Source organism: Burkholderia sp. Bp8994, assembly GCF_003853805.1.
Lineage (GTDB): Bacteria > Pseudomonadota > Gammaproteobacteria > Burkholderiales > Burkholderiaceae > Burkholderia.
The window spans coordinates 178953-196814 of sequence record NZ_QTQH01000010.1 but is presented as its reverse complement, the minus strand read 5'-3'; the positions used below and the strand labels follow the sequence as shown (position 1 = coordinate 196814).

Genomic DNA, 17862 nt, shown 5'->3' with positions numbered 1-17862 from the left:
TCGACCGGCCCGGGCGACCGGCTCCGGGCCGATCGCGCCCCGTCAGGGCGCCGCGGCCGCTTTTCCCTTTTTTCCGTTGGTGCAAATCGTTATGAATCCGGCAATGAACCAGCCGTTGCCCGTCACCGTGCTGTCCGGTTTCCTCGGCGCCGGCAAGACCACGCTGCTCAATCACATCCTCGCGAACCGCGCAGGCCTGAAAGTCGCCGTGATCGTCAACGATCTCGCGGCGGTCAACATCGATGCGTCGCTCGTACGCGATGCGCAGGCGCTGTCGCATGTCGAGGAACGCCTGGTCGAGATGTCGAACGGCTGCATCTGCTGCACGCTGCGCGACGACCTGCTCGTCGAGATCCGCAATCTCGCGGCGGATGGCCGCTTCGACGCGATCGTGATCGAATCGACCGGCATCGCGGAGCCGATGCCGATCGCCGAAACCTTCACGTTCGTCGACGACGACGGCGCATCGCTGTCGAACGTCGCGCGGCTCGACACGCTCGTCACCGTGGTCGACGCCTACAATTTCCTGCGCGACTACGGTTCCGACGACGCGCTCGCGACGCGCGGCATCGCCGCATCGGACGAAGACGATCGCACGCTCGTCGAGCTGCTGATCGAGCAGATCGAGTTCTGCGACGTGCTCGTGATCAACAAGACCGACCTCGTCGGCGCGGAAGAACTCGCGCGCCTGCAGCACATCCTCGCGCGGCTCAACCCGCGCGCGCACCAGGTCGTGTCGACGTTCGGCAACGTGCCGCTCGAGGAAGTGCTGAACACCGGCCGCTTCGATTTCGACGAGGCCGCGAACGCGCCGGGCTGGCTCGCGTCGCTCGATCACGATCACACGCATTGCGACGATCCCGACTGCCACGATCCGCATCATGCGCACGTGCATGGCGAAGCCGACGAATTCGGCATCGGCAATTTTGTTTACCGCGCGCGCCGGCCGTTTCATCCGGCACGGCTCTGGGCGCTGCTGCATCAGGAGTGGCCGGGCGTGCTGCGCAGCAAGGGCTTCTTCTGGCTCGCGACGCGCAACGACATCGCGGGCTCGCTGTCGCAGGCGGGCGGCGTATGCCGGCATGGTCCGGCGGGCCTCTGGTGGGCCGCGCAGGATCGCGCGGAATGGCCGGACGACGACGAGTTGCTCGCCGAAATTCGCACGGAGTGGCAGGGCGACCTCGACGACCGCTCGGTCGGCGATCGCCGTCAGGAACTGGTGCTGATCGGCATCGGGCTCGATGCCGACACATGGCGCGCAAAACTCGACGCATGCCTGCTCACCGATGCGGAATTCGCGCTCGGTGCGGCGCAATGGAGCACGTTCGACGATCCGTTTCCGGTGTGGGATGTCGATGCGCACGACGACGACGATCCCGGCGACACGCAGATCGTGCACGCGTAATACGCGGTAAAAACGGCCTGCGACAGGCAACCGTTAAATCTTGCAAGAGGGGCGCGAACTGTGGCAAAAATGCCGCGCGCGCCCAACAAAAAACCCGCCGAAAGGCGGGTTTTTTTCCTGGAACAGGCGCTGGATTAACGCTTGTTGACGGCGTCCTTGAACGCCTTGCCAGCCGTGAACTTGACCGTCTTGGCTGCCGGGATCTTGATGGTTTCGCCGGTCTTCGGGTTGCGGCCCGTACGTGCTGCGCGCTTGCCCGAACCGAAGCTGCCGAAGCCGATCAGCTGAACCGCATCACCCTTCGACACGGCCTTCTTGATGACTTCGAGCAGCGTGTCCAGCGTTTCGCCGGTTTGAGCCTTGCTGGCGCCCGTTTGGGCGGCGACGGCGTCGATCAGTTCCTGTTTGTTCATTAAGGTTCCTTTTTCAGGTTAGGTTTGACACGAACAGCGCGAACGCGCCGATTATACGTGCGCGAACCGTGCCGTCGAGAGTCAGACTTCGACGGCACAGCGCCGAATCCTGGCCCGCGCGACGTGCCGTCCGGTTTGCCGGAAGGCCACCCCGCGGTACGGCGTTGCTATGATAGCGCAGCGCAAACCCAATAACGACAAGGGTTTCAAAGATTTTCATCGGTATTTCGCCGAATGAATCGTCGATTGCCCGTTTTTTGACCTGCGCCAACCGGACGGGATACGCAGCCGGGTCCGCCGCCGCGCAACGCCGTTGGTTTTTGCCAACGACCCGCCGGACGCCTCCGCGCAATCCCTTGCCAGGCTTGGCTGCCACGTTTTTTGTTTCGCATGCCCGACCGACTCGTTCCCGCCACGCTCGCGTTCCGCGACGACGGCACCCTCATCTCGCCCGCGTACGGCGACATCTATCACAACGTCGCGGGCGCGCTCGCGCAGGCGAACTACGTGTTCATCGCGGGCAACGCGCTGCCCGGGCGCTGGCAAGGCCGGCGCACGTTCACGATCGTCGAGACGGGGTTCGGCGCGGGCGTCAACTTCCTCGCGACCTGGGCCGCCTGGCGCGACGATCCCGCGCGCTGCGAACGGCTGCATTTCGTGTCGTTCGAGAAGCATCCGTTTTCGCGCGATGACCTGCGCCTGGCACTGTCCCATATGGTTGCGAACACAACTATATCGACGGAAGCAGAAATGCTCGCCGATGCGTGGCCGATGCTCGTTCCCGGTTTTCATCGCCTCGAATTCGACGCTGGCCGGGTCGTGCTCACGCTCGCGCTGGGCGACGCGTGCGAGATGCTGCCGAAACTGGTCGCCCGCGCCGATGCGTTCTATCTGGACGGTTTCGCGCCCGCGAAAAACCCGGATCTCTGGTCGGCCGATGTGTTCCGCGCGCTCGCACGTATCGCCGCCGAGAAAGCGACCTTTGCGACTTATTCGAGCGCGGGCGTGGTGAAACAAGCGCTCCTCGAAGCGGGTTTCACGTATCGCAAGATGGCCGGGCTGGCCGGCAAGTTCGCGATGCTCGCGGGCGAATACGCACCGCGCTGGCGGATGCGCCGGCACGAACCGCCGCGCGCCTTGCCGGTTGCCGCGCGCGACGCGATCGTGATCGGCGCGGGGCTGGCCGGCTGCGCGGTCGTCGAACGACTCGCCGCGCGCGGCTGGAACGTCACGCTGATCGAGCGGCACGCGCGGATCGCGAGCGACGCATCGGGCAATCCGGCCGGCGTATTCCATCCACTGATGACGCGCGACGACAACGTCGCGAGCCGCCTCACGCGCAGCGGTTTCCTGCATGCACTGACACGCTGGCGCGCGCTCGAGCATGCGGGTCATGCGTTCGCGCGCAGCACGCGCGGGATGATCCATCTCGCGGAATCGGCCGACGATTTCGTGCGGATGCGCGATGCGTTCGACGCGCTCGGCGCACCGTCCGACTACGTGTCGCTGCTCGACACGGACGCCGCGCGCGCGCATCTGAACCTGCCGGTCGCACATGGCGGCCTGCTGTTTCCGCACGGCGGCGCCGTCTGGCCGGCCGGGGTCTGCGCCGCACAAGTCGCGGCGGCCGGTGAACGCGTGACACTGCTCGCCGGCACCGAAGTCGCGCGCCTCGAGCGCGATGGCGACACGTGGCGCGCCGTCGACGCGGCAGGCGCGACGCTTGCCGAGGCGCCGGTCGTCGTGCTCGCGAACGCCGGCGACGCCGTGCGTCTCGCGGGCCTGCGGCACGTCGCGCTGCAGCCGGTGCGCGGCCAGCTCACGCTGCTGCCGCCCGGCAGCACGGCACCGCTGCCGTGCCCCGCGATCGGCGACGGCTATGCGGTACCGCTCGACGACGGCACGCTGCTGATCGGCGCGACGTTCGAACCCGACGACCTCGATCCGGCGATGCGCGGCGCCGGGCATATCGAAAATATCGAGCGCGTCCGGCATCTGCTGCCCGGCCTGATCGGCGAGCTGCCGGACGTCGATACGCTGCGCGGGCGCGTCGCGTTTCGCTGGGTCGTCGCCGACCGCGTGCCGGTGATCGGCCCGCTCGCCGACGAAGCGCAGGCCGTCGCGAACGCACGCGCGCTGAGCGGTGCGAGGGCGCGCGACCTGCCGCGCACCGCGGGCCTGTACGGCGCATTCGGCTACGGTTCCCGCGGCCTCGTGTGGGCCGCGCTCGGCGCCGAACTGATCGCGTCGCAACTGGAAGGCGAGCCGCTGCCGCTCGAGCGCGAACTCGCCGATGCCGTCGACCCGGCCCGGTTCCTGATCCGCGCGCTGCGCGGCCGCCAGATCGGCTGATCTCGTCAGCCGAATCCTCACAGTCCTTCGATTTTTTCGCGCAAGGTTATCCACGCGACGCTGTGGATAACCGCGCGAAATCCGCACGCACTTCGTGTGCAATCACAGTGGACGTAAACTGGGCAACTCGGCACAGCTGTGAAACGGCCCGAAAGTTGCCCAACTCAAACCTCTGTGAGCAAACAGCCTGTGCAACGACTTATGGCCGCGCCAACGCCTTGATCTTGTTGCGTAAACCGAAGTTATCCACAGAACTGTGAGCGCCTTGTTAACTTCTACTACGTATATATACAAGTAAACCATTGAAACCAAAGACCTGTGGCGCCTCACAGCGCCGCGAGTCGATTCAATCGGTTCCGGAGCGAAAAAGCTGTGGCACAATCGGTTTCCTTCGCGTTCGTTCGGCCAAGCGCCGGACATGCTTCAATGGAACGGTCGGCTCGATTTCGAATCTGAATCATCGAGACTGCGCAGTCCGTTCACACACCAGGCCGACAATCCAGATCGGCAGCCTGAACGACAGTTCCGCCGGATGGCGGAAAGAGGCGGATCCCATGTCCCGCCGTCGTCGACCACAACATTCACACTCGGGGCGATACCCAGCCGGCGCGCATCTCATTTCTGACGCTTGACCCCGCGCCGCTGGCGATTGCTTCCAAAGGAGAAGTCACCACGATGAAGTCGGCGTTTTCATTCCTGCCCAATTGGCCGCTCGCGCCGGATGCCGTGTTCTGGGCCGGGCTCGCGTTGTTCGCGGCCGGTCTGTGTGGCGAGCTGTGCTATCGCGCATGGCGGCTGCCGCGCATCACCGGGTATGCGGTGATCGGTCTCATCGCCGGTTCGTTCGGATTCGGCGTGATCGACGCGAGCACCGACGAAACCTCGCGGCTGCTGATCGACGTCGCGCTCGGCCTGCTGCTGTTCGAGCTCGGCAGCCGCCTGGACCTGAAATGGATCCGCCGCAATCCGTGGCTCATTGCGTCGAGCCTGGCCGAGGCGACGCTGACGTTCGTGCTCGTGCTGTTCGTGATGCTCGCGCTCGGCGTGTCGGGCATGGTCGCGCTCGTGTTGTCGGCGATCGCAATCGCGACGTCGCCGTCGATGGTGATCCAGCTCAAGACCGAGCTGCGCGCGGAAGGGCAGGTGTCGCAGCGCCTCATCACGCTGACCGCGCTGAACAGCGTGTACGCGATCGTGCTGACCAAGCTCGTCACGAGCTGGCTCCACCAGGAAGCGTACGGGAACGTTTTCGCGACGATCCTGCAACCCGCCTACCTGATCGCCGGTTCGTTCATCGTCGCGTACCTGGTCGCGCGGGCGTGCAATTACCTGTTCCGTCACATGACCGCGACGATGCGCGACGAGCATTCGTTCGTCGCGCTGTTCGGGCTCGTGATGCTCGCGATCGCGGTCGCGCAGGCGCTGAAGCTGTCGACGCTGCTCACGCTGCTGCTCGCCGGCATCATCGTGAAGAACCTCGAAGCGCGGCCGCAGCTGTGGCCCGAGCATTTCGGCACGGCCGGCTGGCTGCTGACGGTGATCCTGTTCGTGCTGACGCTCACGTCGTTCACGTGGGGCGACATCGCGCTCGGCGGCCTGCTCGCGATCGCGCTGATCGTCACGCGGCTCGCCGCCAAGCTCGCCGGCGTCGTCGCGTTCGCGAAGCCGAGCGGGCTCGGGATGAAGCAGGGCGTCGCGCTCGGCATCGCGCTGACACCGATGTCCGCGCTGTCGTACCTGCTCGTCGACGACACCTACCAGCTCTATCCGAATTTCGACCCGCACCTGCGCGCGATCGTGATGTGCACGATCGTGATCCTGCAGCTCGTCAGCCCGTTCGTCGTCTACCGCTGCCTGTCGGCGGTCAGCGAACGCAGCGACAGAAACTGATTCCGGAACCTGCCATGGCACTCGAAACCTTCGTCAATTCCGAACCGTTCACGTTCGGCGTCGAACTGGAGATCCAGGTCGTCAACACGCACAACTACGACCTCACCAAGGCTGCATCCGACCTGATGCGCCTGATCCAGGGCGAGACCTTCCCCGGCAACATCACGCCTGAAATCACCGAGAGCATGATCGAGCTGTCGACCGGCATCTGCCATTCGCACGAGCAGGCGGTCTCCGAGCTGCACGCGATCCGCGACGTGCTGGTGAAGGCGGCCGACCAGCTCAACGTCGGGCTCGCCGGCGGCGGCACGCACGCGTTCCAGCAATGGAGCGACCGGCAGATCTACGACGCGCCGCGCTTCCAGTACATCTCCGAGCTGTACGGCTATCTCGCGAAGCAGTTCACCGTGTTCGGCCAGCACGTGCACATCGGCTGTCCCGATCCGGACAGCGCGCTGTTCCTGCTGCACTCGATGTCGCGCTTCATTCCGCACTTCATCGCGCTGTCCGCGTCGTCGCCGTTCGTGCAGAACGTCGACACCGGCTTCCATTCGGCGCGCCTGAATTCGGTGTTCGCGTTCCCGCTGTCGGGCCGCGCGCCGTTCGTGCTGACCTGGGACAGCTTCGAGGAGTACTTCACGAAGATGGTCAACACGGGCGTCGTCAACTCGATGAAGGACTTTTACTGGGACATCCGGCCGAAGCCCGGCTACGGGACGATCGAGGTGCGCGTGATGGACACGCCGCTGTCGGTCGACCGCGCGGCCGCGATCGCGTGCTACATCCAGACGCTCGCGCGCTACCTGCTGACCGACCGGCCGCTGAAGCTGTCGGAGGACGACTATCTCGTCTACACATTCAACCGTTTCGAAGCCTGCCGCTTCGGGCTCGAGGGCACCTGTGTCAATCCTCAGACAGGTGAGCGCCGCACGATCGCGGAAGACATCCTCGACACGCTCGACCGGATCGCGCCGCATGCGGCCGCGCTCGGTTCGCGCGCGGCACTCGACGAGATCGGTGCGCTCGCGAAGGCGCGCGTGAATGACGCATCGTGGTTGAGAACCGTTTTCAAACAGGAAAAATCGCTGAACGAGACGGTCCGCCAGCAGTGCCTGCGCTGGCGTGAATGAAAAAATGTTTTGCAGATTACAGGCTCGACCGCGCGGCGATTCGCTGAATGCCGGTCGACGCCGATTCGGGCGTACCGCGTCGCCAGTCATCCTGAAAATCTGTGGATAACTGGATATTCCGCTGCAAAGTCAACGCACTGCGGCATGGATAACCCGGTGGATCGCCGCTAGCCGCACGATGGCCGATTTGAACAGGAAAATGTTTGCGCGTTGTGCCGTCAGGCCGGCAGGGATTGCCGGCACAACGAAAAAATCCGGTTATCCAGCGATTTTCCACAGAATGAAGGGGATAACTTAGCTGTGCGATTTTCCGCTCTCGCTTAGAATGTCGGCTTTGCGGACACCGGAATGACCTGTGTCTCACCGGTCGCCGCGAACGCGACCGCCGCGTGTGCCTCGCGACGGCCGTGTCGACGCTCCTCGACGAGCGTCTGTTTTGAGATAGACATTCGATCTCCACACTACGGCTGCTCGGCAATCCGGGCGGCGGCAAAGCGAAAAGACTATGAGCGAAGGCGTTTACGGGAATCAGGCTTCGGGACGTGTGACCCACAGCTTGCTGCGGTTGAGTACGGCCATGCGAAGCCAGGCATGGGATTGGGCGGAAGGCGCGGGCCTCACGCCGACGCAGGGCGAGATCCTCGTGCTGCTGCTGCAACGCAAGGGCCCGATGCGGCTCGGCGAGATCGCGCGCGAGACGCAGCTCACGGCTGCGACCACCAGCGATGCGGTCAGCACGCTGGAGACGAAGGGGCTCGTCGAGAAGCGCCGCGCGCTGGACGACGGCCGAGCGCTTGCCGTGCGCCTGTCGGCCCGCGGCCGTACCGCGGCGAAGAAGGCGCTGCAATGGCCGGAATTCCTGACGAAGGCGGTCGGCAAGCTCGGCGCGGACGAGCAGGGCGCGCTGTACCGCGCGCTGCTGAAGACGCTGCGCGAACTGCAGGTGGCCGGTGCGACGCCGCCGCAGCGCATGTGCCTGACGTGCGCGCATTTCCAGCCGGGCAAGCAGTCGAAGAAGACCGTGCATCACTGCGCGGCGCTCGACCTGTCGATGGCCGACAGCGATCTGCGTCTGGACTGTTCGGTGCACGAAGAAGCCGACGCGGCAACGCAAAAGAAGACCTGGAAGGTGTTCGCCGGCTGACGTCCGTCGATCGACCGGGAGGCCGATGATGAACGCTGAAGTGGTGGCGATCCGCCACGTGCATTTCGAGGACCTCGGCAGCTTCGAGCAGGTGCTCGGGGCGCGCGGGCGGCGGGTGCGCTACGTCGACGTCGGCGCGTCGCGCGTCGAGGTGCTCGACGCGCTCAAGCCGGCGCTGCTCGTGATGCTCGGCGGGCCACTCAGCGTGTACGAAGACGCGCAGTATCCGTCGATCGCGCCGCTCACGGCGCTCGTGCGCCAGCGCATCGACGCCGGGCTGCCGATCCTCGGCATCTGCCTTGGCGCGCAGTTCATCGCCCGCGCGCTCGGTGCGCGCGTCTATCCGGCTGCGCAGAAGGAACTCGGCTGGGCGCCGCTGACGCTCACCGACGCGGGCCGCGCGTCGCCGCTGCGCCATCTCGACGGCGCGGCGACCTCGATGCTGCACTGGCACGGCGATACGTTCGACCTGCCGGGCGGCGCGATCCATCTGGCCTCGACACCGGCCTGCCGCCACCAGGCGTTCGCGTGGGGGCAGCACGTGCTGGCGCTGCAATGCCATCCCGAAATCCGTGCCGACCGCTTCGAACCCTGGCTGATCGGCAACGCCGGCGAAATCGCGTCGACGCCCGGCATCGACGCACGCCAGCTGCGCGCCGACACCGTGCAGCACGGTCCGGCGCTGGAGGCGGCCGCGCGACGCATGTTCGCGGAGTGGCTCGACAGCGTCGGGCTTTGATCCGGAGCGAGCCGGCGCCGCGTGTGACCGGCCCGCAGGCCTTGCCGGCCGGCGCACCGCTGCATGCCGTGTGCGCGCGGCATCGCTGCCGGCGGCGCGGCGGCGCTACCTGACCATCCGCTTACTGCCGAACCGGCCGCCAGCAGGCTTCGAGCCCGCATGCTACGCTCGTCCGCTGTTTCCCTTTCCTGGCGAGCGGCCTCCATGACTGCGCTGTTTTCCCCGTTCACGCTGCGCGGCGTGACCCTTCCGAACCGGATCGTGATCTCCCCGATGTGCCAGTACTCGGCCGAGCGCGGCGAGGCGACCGACTGGCACATGATTCACCTGGGCCATCTCGCGCTGTCCGGCGCGGGCCTGCTCTGCATCGAAGCGACCGCGGTCGAACCCGACGGGCGCATCACGGCCGGCGACCTCGGTTTGTGGGACGACGCGACCGAAGCAGCGCTCAAGCCCGTGCTGGCGGCGATCCGCAAACATTCGCCGGTCCGCGTCGCGATGCAGCTGTCGCACGCGGGGCGCAAGGCGTCGAGCGAGGTGCCGTGGAAGGGCGGCCAGCTCGTGTCCGTCGCCGATGGCGGCTGGCTGCCGCATGCGCCGTCGGCCCTGCCGCACAAGGACGGCGAGACGCCGCCGCTCGCGCTCGACGCGGCCGGCCTGAACCGGATCCGCGACGCGTTCGCCGCCGCCGCGAAGCGTGCCGCGCGCCTCGGCATCGATGCGATCGAGGTGCATGCGGCGCACGGCTACCTGCTGCATCAGTTCCTGTCGCCGCTTGCGAACCAGCGTACCGACGAATACGGCGGCTCGCGCGAAAACCGGATGCGCTTTCCGCTCGAGATCTTCGAGATCGTGCGCGCGGCGTTTCCGGCGGACCGGCCGGTCGGCGTGCGCGTGTCGGCGACCGACTGGGTCGAGGGCGGCTGGGAACTGGAGGACACGATCGCGTTTGCGCACGAGCTGAAGCAGCGCGGCTGCGACTGGATCGACGTGTCGTCCGGCGGCGTGTCGCCGCTACAGAAGATTCCGCTGTCGCCCGGTTACCAGGTGCCGTTCGCGCAGGCGGTGAAGCGCGCGGTCGGGATGCCGACGATCGCGGTCGGCCTGATCAACGATCCCGCGCATGCGAACCGGCTGATCGAGTCGGGCGACGCCGATTTCGTCGCGATGGCGCGCGCGATGCTGTACGACCCGCGCTGGCCGTGGCATGCGGCTGCCGAGCTCGGCGCGCAGGTGTCGGCGCCGCCGCAGTACTGGCGTTCGCAGCCGCGCGAGCACAAGGCGTTGTTCGGCGACATCGCATTCGGCCAGCGCTGAGCGTCATGCGCGCAATATTGCGCGCGATGTTGAGCGAAGCAATCTTGAACGTGTAGGATGCGGGTGATTCGCCGCATGTCCCGACGCGGCACCGACCGGTGCCGCGTTTTCGTTTTGCGCGACGCAGGGCCGCGCAAAACGAAGGCGCGGCCGTCTTCCATTCAAGTCGTCTTCAAAGGATTCGTTCGATGAGTTCACGCAGGATCGCGGTACGCCGCTCGGGAGTTCACGGCAAGGGCGTGTTCGCGGTGGAGCCGATCAAGGCCGGCGAACGCGTAGTGGAATACAAGGGCGAGCGAATTTCGTGGAAGGAAGCGCTGCGCCGCCATCCGCACGACCCGAACGAGCCGAACCATACGTTCTACTTCGCACTGGAAGAGGGCGGGGTGATCGACGGCAAGATCGACGGCAACAGCGCGCGCTGGATCAACCATTCGTGCGCGCCGAACTGCGAGGCCGAGGAGATCAAGGGTCGCGTGTTCATCCACGCACTGCGCGACATCGGGCCGGAAGAAGAGCTGTTCTACGACTACGGCCTCGTGATCGACGAGAAGCTGACGAAGAAACTCAAGCGGGAATACGCGTGCCATTGCGGCGCGACCGTATGCCGCGGCACGCTGCTCGCCACGCCGGACGACGACGGCAAGAAGAAAAAGAAGAAGGACAGGAAGGACGGCAAGTCCGAGTCCGGCGCGAAGGACAAGAAAAAGAAGAAGTGACCGGTGAGGCCGCGCATCGCGCGGCTGCTTCACCGCCGGATGGCCGCCACTCGGCCGTCCATCCAGCCTGATGAGGGTTCGCCGCGCGTGCCTCAGTGCGTCGGCGCGGCGGCCGGCGTCTCGCTCGCCGGCTTCCCGGTGCGCTTGGCGAGCGGCACCCGCACCACGAAGCGCGAACCGCCTTCCGATGCATCCTCGTACGACACCGTGCCGCCGTGCATCGCGATGATGTCGTGCACGATCGCGAGCCCGAGCCCGGCGCCCGTCTCGACGCCGTTGCCGCTTTGCGCGTCGCCACGGAAGAAGCGCTTGAACAGGTCGGCCTGCTGATTGGCCGGCACGCCCGGGCCGTTGTCCTCGACGACGATCTCGGCGGCCGGCTCGCCGGTCTCGAGCGCGCCGCGCGCGACGTTCACCGTGATCCGCGCCCCGTCCGGCCGGGCGAGCGGCACATATTTCAACGCATTGTCGAGCAGGTTCGCGATCACCTCGCGCAGCAGCACGGGGTTGCCGCGCACGTTCAGCGTTTCGTCTTCGCCGGGATCGTCGCTGCGCTGGAAGCCGAGGTCGACATGCGACGCGAGCGCGCGCGGTACCCATTCGGCACCCGTCTCGAACGCCATCGCGGCCAGGTCGACGTCGACGAAACGCGCGGCCTGTTCGCCCGGCTCCGCGCGCGCGAGCGACAGCAGCTGGTTCGACAGCCGCACCGCGCGGTCGGCGGCCGCGCGCAGTTCGCGCACCGCGGCATAGGTCTGCTGCGGGTCGCGCGCGACGGCGGCCTGCTCGGCATGCAGCTTCACGGCCGTGAGCGGCGTGCGCAGCTGGTGCGCGGCATCGGCGATGAACTTGCGCTGCGCGTCGAGGGCGGTCTTCAGGCGGCCGAGCAGCGCGTTCATCGCGCTCGTCAGCGGCCGGATCTCGAGCGGCACGTCGGTTTCGTCGACCGGCTCCAGCGACGTGTGGGTCTGCCGGTTCAGCGAATCGGCGAGATGCGTGAGCGGGCCGAGCTGCTGGTTCACGACGCGCCACACGATGCCCCAGCCCGCGAGCAGCAGCAGCAGCAGCGGCATCATGATCGCGACGAGGAATTCGGCCGCGATCCGGTAACGGTGCCGCACCGGTTGCGCGACCTCAACCACCATCGGCCGGCCGCCGTCGACTTCCTCGACGCGCACCTGCGCGACCCGCACCGCGCGGTTGTCGTACTCGGCCTCGAACACGTACGCGTGATGCATGCGGCGCACGTTGATGCCCCGCAGCGGCAGTTTCGGATCGCCGGCGAGTTCCTGCTCGCCGTCGCTGATCCGGTAGATCAGCGCCTCGGCCGGATCGGAGAACATCGCCTGCGCGAGCGGCGGCACCGTGAACGGCGCGTCGGGGCCGGCGATCTGGATCTGTTTGGAGATGGCGGTCGCGAGGTCGGCGAGCGAGCGGTCGATCACGTGTTGCGTGTATTGCCACGCGAGCCAGTAGGCGATCAGGCCGCTCATCAGCGCGAGCATCGACAGCGGCGCGGCGAGGCGCCGAAGCAGCGAGCGGCGCAGGCTGGTGGTCACAGCCGGATCAGAAGACATTTCGACGGGCAAATGGATAAGCGCCGCTCACGGGGAGCGGCGCGGACGTGCGCCGGACGGCGACGCGGGCAGGGCGGCTCGCCGGCGGCACGCGGCCGGCCGGCGTGCGGCGCCGCTCAGACGCTCGCGGTCTGGCGGATTTCCTGCAGCAGATAGCCGAAGCCGCGCACCGTGACGATTTCGACGCGGCACTGCTCGAGTTTCTTGCGCACGCGATGCACGTAGACTTCGATTGCGGTGTCGCCGAGATCGCCGCCGAAGTGCGTGAGGTGATCCTGCAGCTGGGCCTTGCTGACGACGCGGCCGTGACGCAGCAGCAGCATTTCCAGCACCGCGAATTCGCGCGGCGACAGTTCGAGCGGCTTGTCGTCGTTGAAGATGCGGCGATCGACGCCCGACAGGCGGACGCCGCCGAGCGACACTTCCGGACGCGGCATGTCGCTGTGCGGGCCGCTGCGGCGCATCACCGCGCGGATGCGCGCTTCGAGCTCGGCCGGCTCGAACGGCTTGAGCATGTAGTCGTCGGCGCCGGAGTTCAGGCCCTGGATCCGGTCGTTCAGTTCGTCGCGCGCGGTCAGCACGATGACCGGCGTGTGGCGGTTGGTCTGGCGGAAACGCGTGAGCAGCGTCATCCCGTCGATGCCCGGCAGGCCGAGGTCGAGGATCACGAGTTCGTGGCGGTTCTGTGCCAGCGCCTGTTCGGCAAAGATGCCGTCATGCACCATGTCGACGGTGAAGCCAGCCTGCTCGAGGCTGCTCTGGATACCGCGTGCGATGGGGCGGTCGTCTTCGATCAGAAGGAGTCGCATGAAGTTCGCTCAAGTACAATGGGTTGGCGGTTCAGGCACGCGGACAGCACGACGCCGTTTCCACAGGGGCGCCGCATCGCCTGACATCAAGCATGGCGGCCAGCGAACGATTAAATCCAATCATGTCCGATATTTCGATCCACGACCTCGAAGCCGCGATCAATTTCTGGCGCGCCCGCTCGCCGTCGAGCGGCGACGAACTCAAACTCTGCGAAGAGGCCAGCGCGCTCTCCAAGCCGTATGCGCTGCTGATTGTACAGCGCGCAAGCGCGCTGCAACTGGAAGGTTTGGACCCCAGGGCGCGGAAAGCGTATGAGACTTACGTGCGCCTTAAGGATGGCTTGGAAAGTTGAAGGCTTTCGCTGAGTACATCCTAGAAAACGTTCATCGAAATGAAAAGTTGACGCGCCGCGCGTCGAAAGACGCGCGGCGGTAGAGGACGACCTCAGGCGGCCGGTTGGGTATGTGCGCACACCTGGTCGATGAACGTCGCGAGCGCGATGTCGCGCTCGGTCAGGCCGTCCGCATCGTGGGTCGACAGCGTCACGTCGACGCGGTTGTATACGTTGAACCATTCCGGATGGTGGTTCATTTCCTGCGCCTTGATCGCGACGCGCGTCATGAAGCCGAAGGCCTCGTTGAAATCGGCGAAGCGCAGGCTGCGCTGGATCGCGTCGCGGCCCGGCACGGCCGTCCAGTGCGGCAGGCCTTCGAGCCGGGTCTTGCGTTCTTCTGATGTGAGCTTGTGGATCATGTTGCACCTCGTTCGGTAACGGCGCCCGCACGCGGGCAAGGGCCACGCGGCAAAGCCGGTACCGGTCATTGTTTCATAGTTGGGCGACGGGCATTCGGTGACGGGCATCGGAAGGCGGGCGCCGGTGCACGAATCACGCCGGCGTGGCCCGCGGCCTTACGCGTCCGCGTCGTCCGGCCAGCCTTCTCCCGTGCCGCGATGCAGCACGAGATCGCCATCGCATACCGCGCCGGCCGCGAATTCGGGCTGCGTGGCCAGCCGGTCGGCCAGCGCGCGGCCGTCGACGTCGGCCAGCGCGAACAGCTGCGCGAAATCGTCGATTACGAAGTAGGTCTTCTGGAACGTGTCGATCCGGTACCGCGTGCGCATCACGCGCTCGAGGTCGAAACCGAGCCGGTTCGGCGCTGCGCTTTCGAGACTGTAGAGGCTCTCGCCCTTGCTCGACACGATCCCGGCGCCATAGATCGACAGCCCGTTCGTGCCCTGCGGGTCTCGGATCAGGCCGAATTCCACCGTATACCAGTAGAGGCGCGCCAGCCGCGCGAGCGCCGCTTCGTCGTCCGCGACCGCGAGCGCGGTGCGGCCGTAGGCCTGCATGTAGTCGGCGAACACCGGTTCGATCAGCAACGGCACGTGGCCGAACAGGTCGTGGAAGCAGTCGGGTTCCTGCAGGTAGTCGAGCTGGTCCGGGCGGCGCATCCACCAGGTGACCGGAAACCGCCGGTTCGCGAGGTGCTCGAAGAACACGCGATCGGGCACGAGGCCCGGCACCGCGACGATTTCCCAGCCGGTGACCGGTTTCAGCTGGCGGTTCACGTCGGCGAACGACGGCACGCGATCGGCCGGCAGGTCGATCTTCCCGAGCCCGGCGACGAACGCGTCGCACGCGCGACCGCGCAGCAGCGCCGACTGGCGCGCATAGAGCTGCTGCCACACCGCGTGGTCGACCTGGCCGTAACGTTCGAGCGGCTGGTCGATGGTGAAATCGGCGCGGGTTTCGAGGCCCGCATCGAACTGCTCCTGCAGTTTCGCGGTGACGACGGTGGACATGGTGAGGCTCTGCACGCTGTGATGGGAACCATGCAAGTGTAGAGCGGGGGACATGCGGAATGGGCGCAAAGATGGCGTTGATTCGACTGATGATGCGATAATCGCGCATCAAAATCGGAATCAATGCGGAGAATGCTCATGCTGGAACTCGATCACTTCGATCTCGCGCTTCTCGACGTGCTGCAGCGCTTCGGCCGCGCGACGCACCAGCAGCTCGGCGAGGAGGTGCCGCTGTCGCCGTCGCAGATCGGCCGGCGGCTGCAGCGGCTCGAGGCTGCCGGCGTGATCGAAGGCTATCGCGTGATGTTGCGCCCCGAAAAGCTCGGGCTCGGCGTCACCGCGTTCACGAGCCTGAAGCTCAAGCACCACGGCGATTCGATCATCGAGCAGTTCCAGCAGCAGATCGACGTGCTGCCCGAGGTGCTCGAATGCCATGCCGTGGTCGGCGATGCAGACTATCTGCTGCGGATCGTCGCGCCGGATCTCAACGCGCTGTCGCAGTTCGTGATGAAGAAGCTGATGCGCGTGCCGGGCGTCGACAGCGTGCGCTCGAACATCGTGCTGACGACGTTCAAGCGCAATGGCGCGCTGCCGCTCGCGCACCTGGCGCCCGGCGCCGCGTGACGCGGCGGCAGGGCTGGCGGCGGGGCGCAAGGCGCCGCCGCGGATAGGGTTCGATCAGGCCGCTGCGGATTGCGCGTCGGCGTTCAGCAGGTCGACGTACGCGACCGCGACGAGATCCTCGTGCGCCACGCCGAGCTTCGCGAACACGTCATGCGCCTCGGCTTCGCCGCCGGCTTCGTCGTCGTCGGGGCCGAGCACCACTTCCAGTTCGATGAAGTCGCCGAGGCCGTCGACGCGGTCGAGGTGGATCCGCGTGCGGCCGACGAGGTACACGTGCCGTTCCTTCGTCACGATGCCGCGCGTGGTCAGCGCAGTCGCGAGCAGCGAGTGCATCGCGTCCGGGTTCGTGACCGGGCTGCGCGTGTAGTACGACGCTTTCGGACCGTCGCGATCGTCGCGCTGGTAGAAGATCAGTTCGGCCGGCGTGCCGTCTTCGAAGCGGCGCAGCTTCAGCCGGCCGCGCGGCACGTCGTAGAAGAAATCCTGCTGGCGGTAGAAGAGCGGTGCTTCGGTTGCGAGCGTCGCGGCGCGTTCGCGCAGCTGGTCGAATTCGCGGGCGCGGGCTTTGATCTCGATGTTGCGGGCCATGCGGGTCTCCTTCAATCAGGGGTCTCGCGGTGTGCGAACGGACAATCTAGCAAAAAGCCTGCGATGGTGGCGTGACGAGCGACCGGCGCGCGGCAACGCGACGCGGAGCGGGCGATTGGGGCTCGTATGTGATTTTCGCCGGTCATGCGCGGGCGAGTTGGCGATTCGCAAGATCCGCAGGAGACGCACTAGACGCAGGAACTCAGGAACTCAGGAACGCCGAGGAACAGGAATAGCAGGAAGCGTCAGCCGCAAAAGTCCACTGCACGACCCGTCACACCGACATCAGCCACGCTCATATCGCCCACTGCGTCTCGATCAGTCGCAGCGCGGCCGCGATTGCCGGTTCGTCACGCCGTTCGACGAGTGCCACGAAAGTCAGCTCGGTCGGCACCGTCACGCGTTCGACGATCGTCAGCGCGTGCGCGTGCGCTTCGGCCAGCGCGGTCGAGTCCCGCGCGAGCGTCAACCCGATCCCCGATTTCACGAGATCGAGCATCGACTGCTCCTGGTCGACCTCGGCGACCTTCACCGGCTGCGCGCCGGCCGCCGCGAACAGCCGCGACAGCAGCCGGTGATGGGCGGACGCCGGCGGCGTCCAGATCCACGGCAGCGCGGCGAGCGCGCGCCAGTCGTGAGCGCGCTGCACGCGCTCCTTCCAGCCGGCCGGCGCGAGTACGCGGTACTGGAAACGCGTGAGCGTGACCGTGTGGAACAGCGTGTCGTCGCGCGGCTCGTCCTCGCCGGGCCGGCCGATGTAGTAGCCGACGTCGAGCGCCCGCGCGCGCACCTGCTCGAGCACCCAGCCGGACATCCCGTGCCGCAGCGCGGTTTCTATCTGCGGATGGGTTTCGACCAGCGCGCGCAGGAAGCCGCCGAGCCGCAGGAAACCGGGGTCGAGGATCGTGCCGATCCGCAACCGGCCGCGCACCTCGTGCCGCAGCGCGGCAGCGGCGCGCTGCACGTCGGCGGCTGCGGCCAGCGCGCGCTCCGCGTGCGGCAGCAGCGTCTGGCCGTCGCGTGTGAGCGCGAGCCCGCGCGACGTGCGCGTGAACAGCGTGACGCCGAGCGTTTCCTGCAGATGCTTGATCTGCAGGCTGACGGCCGGCTGCGTCAGGTGCAACTGCACGGCGGCGCGCGTCAGGTTGCCTTCGCGGGCGACCGTCGCGAACGCACGGAGCAGGGTGAGATCCATCGTCGTGATATGAGTGCAGCTTATAACGCAGTTCAGCATAACTCATTGGATCGGCGGAGGGCAGGCGGGGTACGCTTCATCGATCGCGTCGCCCGCGACGCACTATGCTGAAAACGACGCGCGGGATTGCGCCGCGCGGGACACAACAATGCGCTT

18 protein-coding genes are annotated in these 17862 nt (G+C 66.6%); 10 read left to right on the top strand and 8 right to left on the bottom strand.

Going from position 1 to position 17862, the window contains the following annotated elements:
* Positions 1 to 91 precede the first annotated feature (91 nt).
* Positions 92 to 1405, top strand: coding sequence for a GTP-binding protein (locus DIE04_RS13350; RefSeq protein ID WP_124520437.1), 1314 nt, complete (start codon positions 92 to 94; stop codon positions 1403 to 1405).
* A gap of 134 nt (positions 1406 to 1539) precedes the next feature.
* On the opposite strand, the gene DIE04_RS13345 is transcribed toward DIE04_RS13350, so the two are convergent.
* Complete coding sequence (locus DIE04_RS13345) at positions 1540 to 1818, bottom strand: HU family DNA-binding protein (RefSeq protein ID WP_006401505.1); 279 nt, start codon at positions 1816 to 1818, stop codon at positions 1540 to 1542.
* Between the two features lie 13 nt (positions 1819 to 1831).
* Positions 1832 to 2194: a hypothetical protein gene (locus DIE04_RS13340; RefSeq protein WP_124486807.1), complete on the bottom strand. Its 363-nt coding sequence runs from the start codon at positions 2192 to 2194 to the stop codon at positions 1832 to 1834.
* Positions 2195 to 2208: 14 nt separating this feature from the next.
* Between DIE04_RS13340 and mnmC the strand changes: the two genes are divergently transcribed.
* The 7 genes from mnmC (at position 2209) to DIE04_RS13295 (ending at position 11109) form a co-directional block, all read left to right on the top strand.
* Positions 2209 to 4170: a bifunctional tRNA (5-methylaminomethyl-2-thiouridine)(34)-methyltransferase MnmD/FAD-dependent 5-carboxymethylaminomethyl-2-thiouridine(34) oxidoreductase MnmC gene (gene mnmC / locus DIE04_RS13335; protein WP_124520438.1), complete on the top strand. Its 1962-nt coding sequence runs from the start codon at positions 2209 to 2211 to the stop codon at positions 4168 to 4170.
* A gap of 675 nt (positions 4171 to 4845) precedes the next feature.
* The gene (locus DIE04_RS13320) at positions 4846 to 6060 is read left to right on the top strand and encodes a cation:proton antiporter (RefSeq protein WP_044845215.1); all 1215 of its coding nucleotides are present in this window, start codon (positions 4846 to 4848) and stop codon (positions 6058 to 6060) included.
* A gap of 14 nt (positions 6061 to 6074) precedes the next feature.
* Entirely contained in the window at positions 6075 to 7190 is a 1116-nt protein-coding gene (locus tag DIE04_RS13315; protein WP_006490006.1) for a YbdK family carboxylate-amine ligase, read from the top strand.
* A 505-nt stretch (positions 7191 to 7695) separates the two neighbouring features.
* Positions 7696 to 8334: a MarR family winged helix-turn-helix transcriptional regulator gene (locus DIE04_RS13310; RefSeq protein WP_059682639.1), complete on the top strand. Its 639-nt coding sequence runs from the start codon at positions 7696 to 7698 to the stop codon at positions 8332 to 8334.
* A 28-nt stretch (positions 8335 to 8362) separates the two neighbouring features.
* Positions 8363 to 9073: a glutamine amidotransferase gene (locus tag DIE04_RS13305; protein WP_124520510.1), complete on the top strand. Its 711-nt coding sequence runs from the start codon at positions 8363 to 8365 to the stop codon at positions 9071 to 9073.
* Between the two features lie 204 nt (positions 9074 to 9277).
* Positions 9278 to 10390, top strand: coding sequence for an NADH:flavin oxidoreductase/NADH oxidase (locus DIE04_RS13300; RefSeq protein ID WP_124486810.1), 1113 nt, complete (start codon positions 9278 to 9280; stop codon positions 10388 to 10390).
* Positions 10391 to 10578: 188 nt separating this feature from the next.
* Positions 10579 to 11109, top strand: a complete 531-nt coding sequence (locus DIE04_RS13295) for an SET domain-containing protein (protein ID WP_124520439.1) — start codon at positions 10579 to 10581, stop codon at positions 11107 to 11109.
* 92 nt (positions 11110 to 11201) lie between these two features.
* Here DIE04_RS13295 and DIE04_RS13290 read toward each other — a convergent pair whose 3' ends face one another.
* Entirely contained in the window at positions 11202 to 12686 is a 1485-nt protein-coding gene (locus tag DIE04_RS13290; RefSeq protein WP_124520440.1) for a sensor histidine kinase, read from the bottom strand.
* A gap of 116 nt (positions 12687 to 12802) precedes the next feature.
* On the bottom strand, positions 12803 to 13495 hold the full coding sequence (locus DIE04_RS13285; protein WP_006401494.1) for a response regulator transcription factor: 693 nt from the start codon (positions 13493 to 13495) through the stop codon (positions 12803 to 12805).
* Between the two features lie 122 nt (positions 13496 to 13617).
* Here DIE04_RS13285 and DIE04_RS13280 point away from each other — a divergent pair, with 122 nt between their 5' ends.
* The gene (locus DIE04_RS13280) at positions 13618 to 13848 is read left to right on the top strand and encodes a DUF3717 domain-containing protein (protein ID WP_044845220.1); all 231 of its coding nucleotides are present in this window, start codon (positions 13618 to 13620) and stop codon (positions 13846 to 13848) included.
* Between the two features lie 92 nt (positions 13849 to 13940).
* Here the strand turns inward: DIE04_RS13280 and DIE04_RS13275 are convergent, their stop codons facing one another.
* A complete protein-coding gene (locus DIE04_RS13275; protein ID WP_044845221.1) occupies positions 13941 to 14249 on the bottom strand; it encodes a 4a-hydroxytetrahydrobiopterin dehydratase in 309 nt (102 codons plus the stop codon).
* A 156-nt stretch (positions 14250 to 14405) separates the two neighbouring features.
* Complete coding sequence (phhA, locus tag DIE04_RS13270; RefSeq protein ID WP_221621945.1) at positions 14406 to 15299, bottom strand: phenylalanine 4-monooxygenase; 894 nt, start codon at positions 15297 to 15299, stop codon at positions 14406 to 14408.
* Between the two features lie 138 nt (positions 15300 to 15437).
* Here phhA and DIE04_RS13265 point away from each other — a divergent pair, with 138 nt between their 5' ends.
* Positions 15438 to 15923: an Lrp/AsnC family transcriptional regulator gene (locus tag DIE04_RS13265; RefSeq protein ID WP_006408082.1), complete on the top strand. Its 486-nt coding sequence runs from the start codon at positions 15438 to 15440 to the stop codon at positions 15921 to 15923.
* A 54-nt stretch (positions 15924 to 15977) separates the two neighbouring features.
* On the opposite strand, the gene DIE04_RS13260 is transcribed toward DIE04_RS13265, so the two are convergent.
* A complete protein-coding gene (locus DIE04_RS13260) occupies positions 15978 to 16511 on the bottom strand; it encodes a class IV adenylate cyclase (RefSeq protein ID WP_124486814.1) in 534 nt (177 codons plus the stop codon).
* 295 nt (positions 16512 to 16806) lie between these two features.
* Positions 16807 to 17706 (bottom strand): LysR family transcriptional regulator, encoded by a 900-nt coding sequence (locus DIE04_RS13255; RefSeq protein WP_044845224.1) that lies wholly within the window; start codon positions 17704 to 17706, stop codon positions 16807 to 16809.
* Positions 17707 to 17862 lie beyond the last annotated feature (156 nt).